The following is a 14,866-nucleotide window of genomic DNA, read 5'->3' on the forward strand; positions in this document are numbered from 1 at the left end:
AGTCCGGGCCGTTGCCGCTGGATAGAGAGAGAGTTGTATTCGATGCGCGTACGCACACCGTTTGGGCGAGTGGGGTTCGGAAAGCGGTTAGTCGCTTCCGTCGCCGCACTGGCGACCATTGCCGGTATCGGCGTTGTTGCCGGTACAGGTACCGCCAGCGCCTGGGGCACCGGAAACGGGTTCCAGCAGTTCCGCGTGGACGGCTGCGGGATGCCGGGCGGGGTCAAGGTCCGGTCGTGGAGCAAGCCCGGCAACTACAAGACCGTCGTGATGCTCGACGGCCTGCGTGCGACGAACGACGTCAGCGGCTGGGAGCACGAGACCAACGTGCAGAACATGGTCGACCGCGGCGTCAACGTCGTGATGCCTGTCGGTGGAGCCGCGAGCTTCTACAGCGACTGGAATGCGCCGAGCAACTTCAACGGCCAGACCTACACCTACAAGTGGAACTGCGTCATCGCGAACACGCTTCCACAGGCGCTGTACGCCCGGAACATGGTTCCGAGCGGCAAGCTGGCGATCGCCGGTATCTCGATGGGCGGCAACGCCGCGCTCGTGGTGGCCGCGAACAACAAGCGCTACTACTCCCACGCCTTCTCGATGTCGGGCTACCTGAACCTCTCGGCCCCGGGCATGAAGTCGGCCATCCGTGTCGCTCTGCTCGACGCCGACGGCGGCCCGTGGAACTCCGACAGCATGTGGGGCCCGCCGTGGAGCACCCGCTGGTACGACAATGATCCGTTCGTGCAGATCACCAAGATGCACGATCTGAAGGTTCGGGTGGCATCGGGCAGCGGTATCCCCGGCGGCTACAACCAGAACGACAACGCCGTCAGCATCGTCCAGGGCGTGCCGCTCGAGATGCTGTCGCTGGCACAGACCCGCGCCTTCGAGGTGCAGGCCTTCGTCAACCGCGTCCAGCTGACCACCGACTACCCGTTCGCGGGTACTCACAAGTGGGGCTACTGGCAGGACATGATGTGGCGCGCACTCCAGCAGGGCTGGTTCCGCTGATCTGTCCCCCGTGACCCTCTAGTCACAAAATTCACACCTGTCACAGGTGTGGCAACCTCAAAACAGAACGCTCTACGTGTAGACAACACGTAGAGCGTTCTGTTTTTGGTTCGGTCCCCAGAGAGTCTGCTGGGTGTGACTTGGAGGAGTAGATCTACATGCGGAAGCAATTTGTGCGCGGTGCGCTCGGACTGATGGCCGGCGCGGTATCGGTGTGCACGGTGCTCGGCGTGACGACGCCCGCCATGGCCGCGCCGGTGGTACCCGCCCCGCAGGCCCCCGCGGTCAGCGCCCCGGTCGCCGTGCCGGGGGTCAAGATCACCAACACCTTCTGGTATTCCGACCGTCGGGTCGCGATGTGGGTCTACTCGCCCGCGATGGGCACCAACATCCAGGTGCAGGTGTTGCTGGCCCGCGATTGGAACTACCGTCCGGCGAACAAGTTCCCGCAGATGTACATGCTCGACGGTCTGCGCGCCCAGGATGATCAGAACGGCTGGATCCTCAACACCAACGTCGAGGACTTCTACAAGGACAAGAACGTCAACGTCGTCCTCCCCGTCGGCGGCGAGTCGAGTTTCTACACGGACTGGGCCGAACCCGACAACGGTAAGAACTATCAGTGGGAGACGTTCCTGACCAAGGAACTTCCGCCCCTGATGGAGAGCCAGTGGCGATCGACCGACGTGCGCGGTGTCGAGGGATTGTCGATGGGCGGCAGCGCAGCGATGATGCTCGCGGCCCGCAATCCCGGTTTCTTCAAGTTCGCCGCGTCGTTCTCGGGCATTCTGCAGCTGAGCTCGTTCGGGATGCCGCAGGCGATCCAGTTCGCGCAGAACGACGCGGGCGGATATGACTCGGCGAAGATGTTCGGTCCGCCGACCGCACCGGCGTGGAAAGAACATGATCCCTACGTACTCGCTGACAAGCTGCGCGGGACGAGCCTCTACGTGTCCTCGGGCAACGGTCTGGTCGGTCAGTACGACACCCCGTCCACCATTCCGGGTCTCGCCACCAACTACGCGGGCGTCGGCCTCGAGGTTCTCTCACGGGTGACCTCGCAGCAGTTCGCGAGCAGGCTGAACCAACTCGGGGTGCGGGCGCAGGCCGTCTATCGCGCCTCCGGCACGCACACGTGGCCGTACTGGCAGTTCGAGATGGAGCAGGCGTGGCCGCAGGCGGCCGGGGCCCTCGGGCTCGCGACAGACAAGCCGGCCTGTGCCACGAGCGGCGCGATCGCGCCCGTGTACAAGGCGAACAAGTCGCTCGGCGAGTGCCTCACCCCGGAGTACGACGTGCCGGGTGGTCGCGCGCAGGACTTCCGTAACGGACGCATCATCTGGTCGGCCAAGACCGGCGCACAGGTTGTCGGTGGCGGCATCGGCGGCGCGTACGTCGCCGCAGGTGGCCCCGGCGGTTGGCTCGGATTCCCGACCAGCGGTGAGCTCGCGACCCCTGACAAGGTCGGCCGCTTCAACAGGTTCCAGAACGGCAACATCTATTGGACCCGGACGACGGGTGCGCACCCGGTCGGTGGCGCGATCTTCGCTGATTGGGGCAAGAGCGGTTACGAGCGTGGCCCGCTGAAGTACCCGACCGGCGACGAGCACAACACCCCAGGCGACAAGGGGCGCGTGCAGGACTTCCAGGTCGGCTCGTACTACTGGAATCCCGCGAATGGCGCACATTCGGTGCAGGGCAAGATTTTCGAGAAGTACGCGACCCTCGGATACGAGGGTGGCTGGCTCGGATTCCCGAAGACCAACGAGATCGGTCTGGCCCGGGGTGGCAAGCTCACGGCCTTCGACGGCGGAAACATCTACTGGACTGCGGCGAAGGGTGCTTACGCCATCGCACCCGGTCCGATCTTCGACGCCTGGGGCAAGGCCGGGTACGAGAACGGCAAGCTGGGCTACCCGATCAGTGACGCACAGGAGATCACCGGCGGGACGCGGGTCCTCTTCGAACGCGGTGTGATCGAGGTCGTGAACGGCGTCGCCGTCGTCAAGTAAATCCTCAGGTCGCTTCGGTAGCCTTGCTGGCATTCGAGAACTACGGGTTCGGGGCCGGGCGGCTCCACCCTGCCAACCTTCTCCTGACGACGTGAGAAAAGGACGTGACATGACAGGCTCGACCATCCGGATTCTCACCGCCGGAGCGGCGCTGCTGATGACGGCGGCGCTGGCCACCGGCTGCGGTGACGACTCGACGGCATCCGCGCCCACCGATGCGGTCAGTTCCACGACGAGCGCGCCGAGCCGCACCAGCGCCACGAGCAGCGAAGCCGCCCCGTCGAGCAGCGCCGCGACCTCGACCGAGGCCAGCAGCGACGGCCAGCCCGACGACACCGAAGGCCTGCCCGCGACCGGGCCTGCTCCGGCCGACGTTCCCGAAGGTGTCGAGGCGGACAACAAGACCGAGGCGTACCTCGCAGAGCTGAAGAAGCAGGGCGTGAGCGTTCCCAACGACCCCGACAACGCGATCGCACTGAGCGCAGCCCAGGCCGTCTGCAACGGCAAGGAGCAGGGCGCGAGCACCGACGACATCAAGATCTTCGTGGTGCCGCTGGTGGGGTCGGGAACCACCGATGAGGCCAAAGCCAATGCCGACGCCGACAAGGTGATCAAGGCCGCCGAGTCGAAGTTCTGCTGATACCCCCGAGATGAGCGCCAAGAAAAGAAGTAAGGGCCGGTTGCTGCTGCTGGCGATCCTCGGTCTGGGGATCCTGAGCATCATCGCGATCATCCTCGTGGTGATCTTGATCATCAATCTGTTCAAGCCGGAACCGGCCGGTCCCACCGGGCCGAGCGATTCTTCTACAAGCTCGGCTCCGCGGCCGACCGCCCAGCCGGCGGACTGCCCCGACGTGCAGGTGATCGTGGTACCCGGTACGTGGGAGTCGGCGAGCGACGACGACCCCTACAACCCGACGTCGAATCCGAACTCGTTGATGCTCAAGGTGTCCGCGCCGCTGGCGAACGAATTCGATACCTCCCGCGCCGACGTCTACACGGTCCCGTATGTGGCGCAGTTCAAGAACCCGACGAACTTGGCCGATCGACAGGTCGACTACAACACCTCGCGCGCCGAGGGGACCAACGCGACGCGAGCGAAGATCGCCGAGGTCAACCAACGGTGCCCGCTGACCAGTTTCGTACTGACAGGGTTCTCGCAGGGTGCGGTCATCGCCGGCGACATCGCAGGTGAGATCGGTAACGGTCGGGGCCCGGTGTCGCAGGATCTGGTCATCGGGGTGGGGCTGATCGCCGACGGTCGCCGGCAGCCGAACCAGGTCGGCAACGCCGGACCGAACCCGCCGGGGGTCGGGGCGGAGATCGCCCTCGACATCCTGCCGATACCGGGGATCGATCTCACGGGGCCGCGGCCGGGTGGTTTCGGAGAACTCACCGACCGGACCTATTCACTGTGCGCGCCAGGCGATCTGATCTGCGATGCGCCGACGATCGCGAATCCGGTCGAGGGTCTGACGAAGCTCATGGGCGCGATCAACAATCCGGTGCACGCGATGTACAACACCACGCGTTACTGGAGTGACAACGGAGAGCCCGCCACCGTCTGGATGACCGACTGGGCCCGAGGCGTCATCGACAAGGCACCGTTCCCGAAGCACGAATGATCGCATTTTGCCGGGCCCGGGTCCGGAAGTAACGTTGTCCCGGCCAACCCCTGGCTGACCGGGACATCGGGCGGACCGGGCCCCGATCCGGCCCGCGATGATGCCGGGTGATTTTGTGAAACAGGAGACCTGAGATGACGTCAGCGAATGCCGAGTCGGGCCTGCGTAAGTTCCGGTTCGGGGCGGGTGGCGAAGGCAACCGCGACGAAGGTGGTGCCCGCAAGTTCGTCAAACTCGCGCAGACCGCCGAAGAGTACGGTTTCGACACCTTCGCGGTGCCCGACCACCTCGGCAATCAGGTCGGCCCACTCGCCGCGCTCGGCGCGCTGAGCCAGGCCACGGACAAGATCCGGCTGGCCACCTCCGTCCTCGCGAACGGATACCGCCACCCGGCCCTGCTGGCCAAAGAGGCCACGACCATCGATGTGCTGTCCAAGGGCCGCCTCGAGCTCGGCATCGGCGCGGGCTGGATGAAAGAAGAGTTCGACAAGGCCGGGATCGAGTTCGAGTCCCCGGGTGCGCGGATCCGGCGGCTCGACGAATCGCTGACCATTCTCGATGGTCTGCTGCGCGGCGAAGAGGTCAACTTCGACGGTGAGTTCTACACCATCAAGGGCCTCGTCGGCAGTCCACGACCGCGGCAGGGACCTCGGCCGCCGATCGCGGTGGGCGGCGGCGGACCCAAGATGCTGGCGCTGGCCGCAAAGCATGCCGACATCATCTCTGTGGCCACGGGCACCACGGCCGAGGGCAAGCTGCGCTTGTCGGACATGACCATGGAGAAGACCATCGAGCGGGTCGATCGCATCCGGCAGGCCGCCGGTGACCGGTTCGACGAGATCGAGCTGAACTGGACGATCGCGACCATCGTCGTCACCGACGACCGGGAGGCGACCGCCGAGATGGCGCTGGCCGCTCTCGACCAGGGCTACCCCCCGAACATCGCGATGGACGTCAAGCTCTCCGTCGAGGACATCCTGCAGTCGCCGTACCTGGCGTTCGGATCGTTCGAGCAGATCGCCGAGCAGATCCGCGAGGTCCGGCGCAGGACCACGATGTCGTACGTGGGAATTTTCCCGACTCAGATGGATGCGTTCGCACCGGTCATCCCGCTGCTCAAGGGTGAGTAGCCATGATCTTCGCCATGGTGGCGTAGGTTGACCCTCGGCGTTGGTCCCCCTCAGGGTGACCACCTGGCAAAAAGAGAGTTACTGACCGGTAGTATGTTGGCGATTTGGCTCGGGCCTGGACGCGGCTGCGAGTCTTGTTTGGCTTGACAAGAAGAATAAGGAACGCTGAGAGGTCGAGGCGTCTACAGAACCGGTGACCACACGTATTTCGGCAGGTGTCGGAGTCGCTATCAGGAGTGCGAATGAACAACGAGTTTGACCAGTTTTTGGATGAGGACGGCAATCTGTTCTTCACCGAAGACGCAACCCTGGTCGACTACGTCGAGCGCAACGTCGCGGAGCAGGCCGACACCCTGGCGTACCGGTTCATGGACTACAGCCGCGAACGTGACGGCGAGGCCATCGACCTGACGTGGTCCCAGTTCGGCAAGCGGCTGCGTGCGATCGCCGCCCGTCTGCAGCAGGTCACCGAACCGGGCGACCGGGTGGCGATCTTGGCCCCGCAGTCGCTCGAGTACGTCATCGGCTTCTTCGCCTCGCTGTACGCGGGCAACATCGCCGTGCCGCTGTTCTCCCCGGACGAACCCGGCCACACCGACCGGCTGACCGCGGTGCTCGCCGACTGCAAACCGAGCGCGATCCTGACGTCGACCAAGTCGGCAGAGGCCGTACGCGACTTCTTCAAGCCGCTGCCCGCCAAGGAACGCCCTCGTGTCATCGCGGTCGACGCGGTCCCGGATTCGGTCGGTGAGTCCTGGGTCCGTCCGACGCCGAAGCTCCACGACACCGCGTACCTGCAGTACACCTCGGGTTCGACCCGCGTCCCCGCCGGTGTGATCATCACGTTCGAGTCGGTGGCGGCCAACGCGCTGCAGATGATCGACGCGATCGAGTTCGACCACAACTCGCGCGGGGTGACCTGGCTGCCGATGTTCCACGACATGGGACTGCTGACCGTCATCCTGCCCGCACTCGGTGGCAAATACATCACCATCATGAGCCCGCAGGCGTTCGTACGTCGGCCCGGTCGATGGATCAAGGAACTCGCGGCCCAGGCCGACGGGACCGAAACGTTCGCCGCAGCACCGAACTTCGCGTTCGAGCACGCGGCCGTACGCGGCCTCCCGAAGGAAGGTGAAGACCTCGACCTGAGCAACGTCATCGGTCTGATCAACGGCAGCGAGCCGGTCACGGTCAGTTCGATGAAGAAGTTCAACGACGCGTTCGGTCCCTACGGTCTGCCGAAGACGTCGATCAAACCGTCGTACGGCATGGCAGAGGCGACGCTGTTCGTCTCGTCGACCAAACGCGACAACGAGGCGAAGATCGTCTACGTCGACCGCGAAGAACTGAACGCAGGCAAGTTCAAGATCGTCGACCAGGATGCTCCCGGTGCGGTCGCGCAGGTCTCGTGCGGTCAGGTCTCGGTGAGCCAGTGGGCGGTCATCGCGGACTCCGAGACCGGTGCCGAGCGTCCCGACGGTCACGTCGGCGAGATCTGGCTGAACGGCATGAACATCGGCCACGGCTACTGGGGACGTCCGGAAGAGACGGAGGAGACGTTCAACAACAAGCTCGTCACCCCGCTCGAGGAGGGCAGCCACAGTCTCGGCGCTCCGAAGAACAGCAAGTGGATGAAGACCGGCGACTACGGCGTCTGGCTCGACGGTGAGCTCTACATCACCGGCCGCGTCAAGGACCTGGTGATCGTCGACGGCCGTAACCACTACCCACAAGATCTCGAGTTCTCCGCGCAGGAGGCGAGCGCCGCGCTGCGGCCGGGCTTCGTCGCCGCGTTCGCGGTCCCGTCGAACGAGCTCCCCGAGGTCGTGTTCGAGAACTCGGCCAGCGGTCTGAAGTTCGATGCCGACGACGCGTCGGAACAATTGGTGATCGTGGCCGAACGCGGACCCGGCAAGAAGGTCGATCCGCAGGAGGTCGCTGACACGGTGCGCGCGTCGGTGGCGCAGCGACACGGCGTGATGGCACGGGATGTGTTGATGGTCCCGGCCGGGTCCATCCCCCGTACCTCCAGCGGCAAGATCGCCCGACGTGCGTGCAAGGCGGCGTACATCGACGGAACCCTGCGTGGTGGATACCAGCAGACCGCGTTCCCCGATGCGCCGAACGACAATCAATAGTCTGGACTGGCGATGCCTGAACTGAACAGCTCGAGCGAGACGAATCTGACCTCGGACGACAAGTTGCCGGGCTCGACGTTCGGTCCCGGGACTGACGACGATGGCGTCGAGGTGACCCCCGTCGGTGAACCGGCTGCCTCGGACAGCGGTTCCGACGGTGAGACCGCCGGGGACATGACCGTCACCGAGCTACGTGAGTGGCTGCGGCAGTGGGTCTCCGACACCACGGGGCTTCCGGTCGACCAGGTCTCCGATGACCGCCCCCTCGAAGAATTCGGATTGTCTTCGCGCGACGCCGTGGCGATGTCCGGTGACATTGAGGAGAAGACCGGGGTGATCCTCACCGCCACCGTCGCCTATCAGCATCCGACCATCGCGTCGCTGGCCAAGCGCATCATCGAAGGTGATCCCGACGAAGGTCGCGATGACGACGAGGACTCCGGCCGCTATCAGCGTGTGCGCGGCGACGACGACGACATCGCGATCGTCGGTGTGGCAACCCGGTTCCCGAAGGCGGGCCACACCCCGGAGTCGACCTGGGACCTGCTGATCAACGGCCGTGAGGGTGTCAGCGATCTGCCGGACGACCGCTGGACAGAGTTCAAGGCGGAACCGCGCATCGCCAAGGTGCTGGCCGATGCCAATCTGCACGGCGGCTACCTCGACGATGTCAAGGGATTCGACGCCGACTTCTTCCAGATGTCGCCGCGCGAGGTCGAGATGGTCGACCCGCAGCAGCGTCTTGCGCTCGAACTGACCTGGGAAGCGCTCGAACACGCGCACATCCCCGCCAGCGATCTCAAGGGCGGGCAGGTCGGTGTCTTCATCGGCAGCTCCACCAACGACTACCAGATGCTGGCGGTCTCTGATCCCGAAGGGGCGGGCGAAACCGCGGCGTACGCCCTCACCGGTACCTCCACGTCCATCGTCGCAGGCCGGGTTTCGTACTACTTCGATTTCCGTGGTCCCTCGGTCGCCCTCGACACCGCGTGCTCGTCATCACTGGTCGCGGTGCATCAGGCCGTGCGCAGCCTGCGTTCCGGGGAATCCGATGTCGCCCTGGCCGGCGGCGTCAACATGCTCATCACGCCGGCGGCGACATTGGGCTTCGACTCGGTGGGCGTGCAGTCCAAAGACGGCCGCATCAAAGCCTTCTCGTCCGACGCGGACGGCATGATCCGTGCCGAAGGCGGCGGACTCGTCGTGCTCAAGCGCCTGTCCGACGCACGACGCGACGGCGACAAGGTGCTCGCGGTGGTGGCGGGTTCGGCCGTCAACTCCGACGGCCGGTCCAACGGCCTGCCTGCACCCAATCCCGAAGCGCAGGTGCAGGTGCTGCAGTCGGCGTACACCGACGCCGCGATTGATCCGCGGGACGTCGACTACATCGAGGCGCACGGCACCGGCACCATCCTGGGTGACCCGATCGAAGCCGACGCCCTGGGGCGCGTACTGGGCAAGGGCCGCGACGCCGACAAGCCGATCCTGCTCGGATCGGTCAAGACCAACTTCGGTCACCTCGAGGCCGCCGCCGGCGCTGCGGGTCTCATCAAAGTGGTGCTGGCACTGGGAGAGAACAAGCTCCCGCCGTCACTGAACTATGCCGGACCCAACCCGTACATCCAGTTCGACGCCCTGCGACTGCAGGTCATCGGAGAGGCCTCCGACTGGCCGCGTTACTCCGGTCATGCCGTCGCCGGCGTCTCGGGCTTCGGCTTCGGTGGCACCAACGCGCACGTGGTGGTGCGCGAGGTCACGCCCGAAGACCTCACCGAACCGGTCGCCCAGAACGCGGCCCCGGCCGCCCAGGCCACGGTCCAGGCATTCGTCGACGACGAAGACGACGAGGAGTACCTGACCGACGCCGAGCGTGCCGCGCTCGGGCAGCTCGCCACCGTGGCCGACGAGCCCGCGGCCGAGGTCGATCCGACCGAAGGCTTCGCACCGTGCAAGGCCGAGGGTTCGGTTGTCCCGCTGGTGGTCTCGGGGTTCCTGCCCTCGCGACGCCGAAAGTCGGCCGCCGACCTCGCCGACTGGTTCGAGACCGACGAGGCGAAAGCAACCCCACTCGTCGACATCGGCCGCACCCTGGCGCACCGCAACCACGGCCGGACCCGCTCGGTCGTGATGGCCCGTACGCACGAAGAGGCGCTCAAGGGCCTGCGTGCGGTGGCGGACAACAAGAACAACCCGCACGTCTACACCTGTGACTCACCGGATTCCGCGTCCGCGGTGTGGTTGCTGTCGGGCTTCGGGTCGCAGCACCGCAAGATGGCGAAACAGCTCTACACCGAGAACCCGGTGTTCGCCGCTGCGGTCGACAAGGTCGACGCGCTCGTCGAGAACGAACTCGGCTACTCCATGGTGGAGAAGATCCTCGACGATGCGATCACCTATGAGATCGAGACCTCGCAGGTCGGTATCTTCACCATCCAGATCGGACTCGCCGAGCTGCTACGCCACCATGGCGCGGATGCCGGTGTCGTGGTCGGGCATTCGATGGGCGAAGCCGCCGGCGCATACATCACCGGCGGGCTCTCGCTCGAGGATGCAGTGCGGGTCATCTGCCAGCGGTCCCGCCTGATGGGCGAAGCCGAGGCGACGCTGACCGGTGACGACATCCGACTAATGGCGCTGGTCGAGTACAGCGCGGACGACATCACCGACGTGCTCGTGGACTATCCCGACCTCGAGATCTGCGTCTATGCGGCGCCGACCCACACGGTCATCGGTGGACCCGAGCCGCAGGTCGACGCGATCGTGGCGCGCGCAGAGAGCGAAGGCAAGCTCGGTCGCAAGCTCGCGACCAAGGGTGCCAGCCACACGTCGCAGACCGATCCGCTGCTCGGTGAACTCGCCTACGAGCTCACCGGGATCGAGCCGCTGCCGCCGAAGATCGGTTTCTACAGCTCGGTGGACCGCGAGGCGTTCTACCGTCCGGGGCACGCACCCGTGCACGCGGTGGAGTACTGGACCAAGGGGCTGCGGCACAGTGTCTGGTTCTCCCAGGCGGTGTCGAAGTCCGTAGAGAACGGGCACACCACATTCCTGGAACTCTCACCGAACCCAGCCGTGCTGATCTCCGTTGCCGCGGTGACGTTCTCGGCCGGCATCCATGACGCCGAACTCATCGAGACGCTGCGCCGTAAGGAAGACGAGAGCTACGGCGTGATCAACGCGCTGATGAAGCTCTATGTCCATGGGCACGCCGTCGACGTCGGATCGTTGTTCGGGCAGGGCGATTTCGCCCACGTTCCGCGGACCCGCTTCGAGCGCAAACCATACTGGCTCACCGCGTCGATCTCGGGTGGTTCCGGCGAGGGCCGAATTCCCGGGTCACACGTGTCGCTGCCCGACGGCCGCCACGTGTGGCAGGTGGCGGCGTCCGCAGCCACCGACCTGACCGAGCTGGTGAAAGCCGCTGCCGAGCAGGTGCTGTCCGACGTGCGGGTCACCGCGGTCCAGCCGCATGGTGAGGCGCTCGGCGCCACGACATTGACGACCACGCTCGCTCCCCACCCAGGCGGAGGTGCCCTCCAGGTGCATGCCGCCCTCGGTGATTCGTTCCGGCTGTTGCTCGATGCCGTGGTCACCTCCGGTGCGGCCCTGACGGCTCCGGCTGTCCCCGCCTCCGCTGCAACCCAGGTCAGTGCGGAGAAGTCCGGTTTCGTCGACAACTCCGTCACCACCGACCCTGAGGTGTCCGAGGAGATCGGTGCCCGCTGGGACCCGGAATCAGGTGAGAGCGTCGATGATCGGCTGGCAAACATCGTCGCGGAGTCGATGGGTTATGAACCCGAGGACCTGCCCCGCGAGATCCCGTTGATCGAGCTGGGCCTCGATTCGCTGATGGCGATGCGCATCAAGAACCGTGCCGAGTGGGAGTTCGACATCCCGCAGCTGCAACTGCAGGCCATGCGCGATGCGAACCTGCAGGACGTCGTCAAGTTCGTCACCTACGCCGTGGAACATCGTGATGAGGTGCAGGCACTCGCTGCCGAGGCCGAGGGCAAGGGTGAGCTCGATACCGCTGCTCTGGCGCAGTTGATCGAGGCCGGTGACTCCAACGACGCGGGCGAGCCCGAGGCGCAGGCACAGGCGATCGTCGAAACCGAAGCGCACTCGGAACCCGCGGTAGTGGCCGAACCCGTGGTCGAGCCCGAACCAGTGGTCAAGCCCGAAGTGACTGCGGCACCAGCGAATCTGCAGAATCAGGCCGCGGTGGCGGCCGCAGCAGGCGCCGACGTCCCGCCCCGTGATGCCGCCGAGCGTCTGACCTTCGGCGTGTGGGCGGTGGTGACAGGTAAGTCTGCGGGTGGAATCTTCAACCCGCTTCCGGTACTCGACGACGAGATGGCCGAGAAGCTGACCGCCAGGCTCTCCGAGCGTGCCGGCGGCGAACTGGACATCGAGGACGTCATCGACGCCGACAACATCGAGACGATGTCGAACTACGTGCGCGAGCATCTCGAGGGCGGGCTCGTGGACGGATTCGTCCGCTACCTCCGGACACCGGAGAACTCGGATCGGACACCGGTACTGGTGTTCCACCCGGCCGGTGGTTCGACCGCCGCGTACGAGGCTCTGCTCAAACGACTTCCGGCCGACGTGCCCGTCATCGGGTTCGACCGAGTCGAAGGCACCATCGAAGAACGCGTCAAGCAGTACTACCCGAAACTCAAAGAGGTGCAGCCGGAAGGCCCGTACATCTTGGTCGGATGGTCACTCGGTGGCGCTCTCGCGTACGGCGCTGCGCAGTTGCTGACCGAGGCGGGCGACGAGGTGTCGTTCGTCGGTCTGATCGATGTGGTCCGCCCCCGCGAGCCCATCGTCGACACCCCGGAGGCCAAGCGGGCCCGGCTCGAGCGTTACTACGAGTTCGCCAAGCGCACCTACGGTCTCGACGATGCGCCGCTGCCGATGGAACGGCTGGTGCAGGCCGATGACGAGGGCCAGTTCCGGATCATCATGGAGATGCTCGCGATGAGCGATGCCAAGATCCCCGGCGGGATCATCGAGCACCAACGCACCAGCTTCCTCGACAACCGGGCCCTGACCACCGTCGAGCCGTCCAGGTACGACGGCAAGGTCATCCTCTATCGGGCCGAGAAGATGCACGAGGGTGCCATCGAATTGGAGCCGGCGTGGGCCGAGATCGACGAGGACGGCCGATGGGGTGAGGTCGTGGAGGATCTCGAGATCGTCCACGTCGGAGGCGATCACCTCGGCATCGTCGACGAGCCATACATCGGAATCATCGGTGCCGATCTGACCGCCCGGCTCGACGAACTCGCAGGGAAAGTGACCAAAGATTGACTGACACGACCGCCGGGAAGCTCAAAGAGCTCCTTGAAAAGCTCGAGTCCGCAAAAGAACCCGGTGGCGACAAAGCCATCGCGAAGCGCGCTGCAAAGGGCATCGGGTCGCCGCGTGATCGCCTGAACATGCTGTTCGATCCCGGTACCTTCGTCGAGATCGGGCAGCTGGCCAAGATGCCCGGCGCCGCCGACACCGGGTATGGCGACGGCGTTGTCACCGGCCACGGTTTGGTGAACGGCCGTCCCGTGGCGGCGTTTTCGCACGATCAAGCGGTCTTCGGCGGCACGGTCGGTGAGATGTTCGGGCGCAAGGTCGCGGCCATCATGGAGTGGGCGGGCAAGGTGGGTTGCCCGGTCGTCGGTATCAACGACTCGGCGGGCGCGCGCATCCAGGATGCCGTCACCTCGTTGGCCTGGTACGCCGAGATGGGTCGCCGTAGCGACCTGATCTCCGGGCTCGCCCCGCAGGTGTCGGTGATCCTCGGAAAGTGTGCGGGCGGAGCGGTGTACGGCCCGGCCAACACTGATGTCCTGGTCGGCGTCAAAGACCAGAGCTTCATGTTCGTGACCGGACCCGACGTGCTCAAGCAGGTGACCGGCGAGGACGTCACCCCCGAAGAGCTGGGTGGGTCGTTCAACCAGGCGCGCTGGGGCAACCTGCATCACCTGGCCGATGACGAGCAGGCCGCGTTCGACTGGGTTCGCGACTACCTCGAATACATGCCGTCGACCGTTCACGAGCGGCCACCGATCATCAACCCCGGGCTCGAACCGGAGATCACCGAGACCGATCTCTCCCTCAACACCTTCATGCCCGACAACGACAACGCCGGCTACGACATGCGCGACATCATCGTCCGGATCTTCGACGACGGTTCGTTTCACGAGATCGGTGAGCTCTATGCGTCCAACATCCTGACCGGGTTCTCGCGGATCGACGGGGCGTCGGTCGGGATCGTGGCGAACCAGCCGAACGTCATGTCCGGTGTGCTGGACACGGATTCGTCGGAGAAGGCCAGCCGGTTCGTCCGGCTGTGCAACGCCTACAACATCCCGCTCATCTTCCTGGTCGACACCCCGGGCATCCTGCCCGGACTGGAGGAGGAGCGGAAGGGCACGATCAGGCGCTCCGGACGTTTCCTCTACGCCTACGTCGAGGCCGACGTCCCGAAGATCACGGTGGTGCTGCGCAAGGCGTACGGCGGCGCGTATGCGGTGATGGGCAGCAAGCAACTCGGCGCTGACCTGAACTTCGCGTGGCCGACGGCCAAGATCGCGGTGATGGGAGCCGAGTCCGCTGCGGCCGTGCTCACCCGGCGGCAGACCGAGAACGCGACGCCGGAAGAAGCCGACAAGATCCGGCAGGATTTCATCGACTTCTACAACACGGCGATGGCCACCCCGTACCTCGCGGCCGAACGCGGCTACATCGATGCGGTGATCGAACCGTCGGAGACCCGCCTCGCGCTCCGGAAAGCACTGGCGCAGTTGAAGGACAAGCACGTCATCCGGTCGCCGCGTAAGCACCTGTTGATGCCGATCTGACAGCGCTCCTCCACAAACCCACCCGTTGCAGGCAAATCCAGGGGTTCGAGAGAACTGGGTTTGACCAGAACGGGTGGGTTT

8 protein-coding genes are annotated in these 14,866 nt (G+C 65.3%); all 8 read left to right on the forward strand.

Features of this window, described 5'->3' with window-relative positions; translation table 11 throughout:
* Nucleotides 1–42: 42 nt before the first annotated feature.
* The 8 genes from J3S28_RS15010 to J3S28_RS15045 all read left to right on the forward strand — a co-directional run bounded on the left by J3S28_RS15010 (nt 43) and on the right by J3S28_RS15045 (nt 14,785).
* The gene (locus tag J3S28_RS15010) at nt 43–1,014 is read left to right on the forward strand and encodes an alpha/beta hydrolase (RefSeq protein WP_207841551.1); all 972 of its coding nucleotides are present in this window, start codon (nt 43–45) and stop codon (nt 1,012–1,014) included.
* 158 nt (nt 1,015–1,172) lie between these two features.
* On the forward strand, nt 1,173–3,026 hold the full coding sequence (locus J3S28_RS15015; protein ID WP_207841552.1) for an alpha/beta hydrolase-fold protein: 1,854 nt from the start codon (nt 1,173–1,175) through the stop codon (nt 3,024–3,026).
* 109 nt (nt 3,027–3,135) lie between these two features.
* Complete coding sequence (locus J3S28_RS15020; RefSeq protein WP_207841553.1) at nt 3,136–3,666, forward strand: DUF732 domain-containing protein; 531 nt, start codon at nt 3,136–3,138, stop codon at nt 3,664–3,666.
* Nucleotides 3,667–3,676: 10 nt separating this feature from the next.
* Nucleotides 3,677–4,651, forward strand: coding sequence for a cutinase family protein (locus tag J3S28_RS15025; protein ID WP_207841554.1), 975 nt, complete (start codon nt 3,677–3,679; stop codon nt 4,649–4,651).
* Between the two features lie 134 nt (nt 4,652–4,785).
* On the forward strand, nt 4,786–5,781 hold the full coding sequence (locus tag J3S28_RS15030) for an LLM class F420-dependent oxidoreductase (protein WP_207841555.1): 996 nt from the start codon (nt 4,786–4,788) through the stop codon (nt 5,779–5,781).
* Between the two features lie 242 nt (nt 5,782–6,023).
* Complete coding sequence (gene fadD32, locus J3S28_RS15035) at nt 6,024–7,922, forward strand: long-chain-fatty-acid--AMP ligase FadD32 (protein WP_237341616.1); 1,899 nt, start codon at nt 6,024–6,026, stop codon at nt 7,920–7,922.
* A gap of 12 nt (nt 7,923–7,934) precedes the next feature.
* The gene (gene pks13 / locus J3S28_RS15040; RefSeq protein WP_207841556.1) at nt 7,935–13,238 is read left to right on the forward strand and encodes a polyketide synthase Pks13; all 5,304 of its coding nucleotides are present in this window, start codon (nt 7,935–7,937) and stop codon (nt 13,236–13,238) included.
* A complete protein-coding gene (locus J3S28_RS15045) occupies nt 13,235–14,785 on the forward strand; it encodes an acyl-CoA carboxylase subunit beta (RefSeq protein WP_207841557.1) in 1,551 nt (516 codons plus the stop codon). The genes pks13 and J3S28_RS15045 overlap by 4 nt, the downstream gene beginning before the upstream one ends.
* Nucleotides 14,786–14,866 lie beyond the last annotated feature (81 nt).

The organism is Williamsia soli, from assembly GCF_017377795.1.
Classification (GTDB): domain Bacteria; phylum Actinomycetota; class Actinomycetes; order Mycobacteriales; family Mycobacteriaceae; genus Williamsia; species Williamsia soli.

Bases quoted from the DNA above. Each gene is read 5' to 3' on its own strand.
- J3S28_RS15010 (WP_207841551.1), top strand. From the start codon at position 43: ATGCGCGTACGCACACCGTTTGGGCGAGTGGGGTTCGGAAAGCGGTTA.
- J3S28_RS15015 (WP_207841552.1), top strand. From the start codon at position 1,173: ATGCGGAAGCAATTTGTGCGCGGTGCGCTCGGACTGATGGCCGGCGCG.
- J3S28_RS15020 (WP_207841553.1), top strand. From the start codon at position 3,136: ATGACAGGCTCGACCATCCGGATTCTCACCGCCGGAGCGGCGCTGCTG.
- J3S28_RS15025 (WP_207841554.1), top strand. From the start codon at position 3,677: ATGAGCGCCAAGAAAAGAAGTAAGGGCCGGTTGCTGCTGCTGGCGATC.
- J3S28_RS15030 (WP_207841555.1), top strand. From the start codon at position 4,786: ATGACGTCAGCGAATGCCGAGTCGGGCCTGCGTAAGTTCCGGTTCGGG.
- fadD32 (WP_237341616.1), top strand. From the start codon at position 6,024: ATGAACAACGAGTTTGACCAGTTTTTGGATGAGGACGGCAATCTGTTC.
- pks13 (WP_207841556.1), top strand. From the start codon at position 7,935: ATGCCTGAACTGAACAGCTCGAGCGAGACGAATCTGACCTCGGACGAC.